This is a genomic window from Aeromicrobium sp. PFPM2_SD2 (genome assembly GCF_057364525.1).
This window is the reverse complement of sequence record NZ_JBNFNZ010000390.1, coordinates 1-2,312: the sequence shown is the minus strand read 5'-3', so window position 1 is coordinate 2,312 and position 2,312 is coordinate 1. Positions and strand designations below refer to the sequence as shown.

Annotated in this window: 2 pseudogenes; both read right to left on the bottom strand. The window is 70.4% G+C overall.

Features of this window, described 5'->3' with window-relative positions:
• Positions 1–104: 104 nt before the first annotated feature.
• A pseudogene (groL, locus tag AC2W7G_RS14055) lies at positions 105–1,735 on the bottom strand (chaperonin GroEL).
• A gap of 191 nt (positions 1,736–1,926) precedes the next feature.
• A pseudogene (locus AC2W7G_RS14050) lies at positions 1,927–2,312 on the bottom strand (hypothetical protein); the annotation flags it as partial.

Here is a 2,312-nt window from a genome sequence, read left to right as displayed (position 1 = left end):
GGGAGTCACCGCCGCATCCTGCACCCGGCGGCGGCCCGCGGACGCACGAGGGCCCCGGACGGTGCGTCCGGGGCCCTCGCGGAGGTGGTGCTAGGCGGGCGGGATCAGAAGCCCATGCCGCCCATGTCGCCCATGTCCGGCGCGCCGGCACCGGCACCGGCCGGCTCCGGCTTGTCGGCGACGACGGCCTCGGTGGTGAGGAACAGGGCCGCGATGCTGGCCGCGTTCTGCAGCGCCGAGCGCGTCACCTTGGCCGGGTCGATGATGCCCTCGGCGATCATGTCGACGTACTCGCCCGTGGCGGCGTTGAGGCCGTGACCGGCGTCGAGGCCGGCGACCTTCTCCGCCACGACGCCGCCCTCGAGGCCGGCGTTGACGGCGATCTGCTTGAGCGGCGCCGAGGCGGCGGTGCGGACGATCGCCGCACCCGTGGCCTCGTCACCCTCGAGCGTCAGCTTGTCGAACGCGGCGGCGGTCGCCTGGACGAGCGCGACGCCACCACCGGCGACGATGCCCTCCTCGACGGCGGCCTTGGCGTTGCGGACGGCGTCCTCGATGCGGTGCTTGCGCTCCTTGAGCTCGACCTCGGTGGCCGCGCCGACCTTGATGACCGCCACGCCGCCGGCCAGCTTGGCCAGGCGCTCCTGCAGCTTCTCGCGGTCGTAGTCGGAGTCGCTGTTCTCGATCTCGGCGCGGATCTGGTTGACCCGGCCCTCGATCTGGGCCGCGTCGCCGCCGCCCTCGACGATCGTGGTCTCGTCCTTGGTCGTGACGACCTTGCGGGCCGTGCCGAGCAGGCTGAGGTCGGCGTTCTCGAGCTTGAGGCCGACCTCCTCGCTGATGACCTCGCCGCCGGTGAGGATGGCGATGTCGGTCAGCATGGCCTTGCGGCGGTCACCGAAGCCGGGGGCCTTGATGGCGACCGACTTGAACGTGCCGCGGACCTTGTTGACGATCAGGGTGGCCAGGGCCTCGCCCTCGACGTCCTCGGCGATGACCGCGAGCGGCTTGCCCGACTGCATGACCTTCTCCAGGACCGGGACGAAGTCCTTCACCGAGGCGATCTTGCTGTTGACGATGAGGATGTAGGGATCCTCCAGCACCGTCTCCTGGCGCTCGGGGTCGGTGACGAAGTAGCCCGACATGTGGCCCTTGTCGAAGCGCATGCCCTCGGTGAGCTCGAGCTCGACGCCGAAGGTGTTGGACTCCTCGACGGTGATGACGCCTTCCTTGCCGACCTTGTCCATCGCCTCGGCGATGATCTCGCCGACGGACGCGTCAGCGGCGAGATGGAGGCCGTCGCAGCGATCTGCTCCTTGGTCTCGATCTCCTTGGCCATGCCGAGCAGCTGCGTGCTGATCGCCTCGACGGCGGTCTCGATGCCCTTCTTCAGGCCCATCGGGTTCGCGCCGGCCGCGACGTTGCGCAGGCCCTCGCGGACGAGCGCCTGGGCCAGCACGGTGGCGGTGGTGGTGCCGTCGCCCGCGACGTCGTCGGTCTTCTTGGCGACCTCCTTGACGAGCTCGGCGCCGATCTTCTCGTAGGGGTCCTCGAGGTCGATCTCCTTGGCGATGCTCACGCCGTCGTTGGTGATCGTGGGAGCGCCCCACTTCTTCTCCAGGACGACGTTGCGGCCCTTGGGGCCGAGCGTGACCTTCACCGCGTCGGCGAGGGTGTTCATGCCCCGCTCGAGGCCGCGGCGGGCCTCCTCGTTGAATGCAATGGTCTTGGCCATGTCAGTCTCTCCGCGTCATGTGCGTGGATGTGCGGCCGGGAGGTGCCCGCGACGGACGACTGCGTGCTGTCGGCGAACCCTGCTCGCCTCGGCGTACAGCCTCACCGGCCCCGGCCGGAGTCTTGCTAGCACTCTCATCATACGAGTGCTAACCCCGATCTTGGCACTCGCCCCGGGCGAGTGCAAGCGCCTCAGACCGACAGCAGCAGGTACAGCCCTCCGAACGTGTAGACCACCATGAGCAGCATCATCGCCAGCTGTCCGGTGAGCCGGTGGCGCTCGGGCAGCAGCGCGAGCGCGCGGTCGTGCGCGGCCAGCACGGCCAGCACGTGCCCGGTGACCACGGCGGCCACCTTGAGCGTCGCGAGCAGGCCCGGCCGGTCGCTCAGGACGTAGGCGGTCCCGGGGTCCCCGAGCGGCTGCCAGCCGCGTCCGAGCGGGTCGAGCATCCCGAGCAGCACGCCCTGGCCCTTCTCGACCAGGTAGCTCAGGTAGTGCGCGGCGACGTAGCCGACCGCGATCGGCACGAGCGAGGGGGCAAGGGCCCCGGGGCAGGGCACGGCGCTCGCGCAGCGCG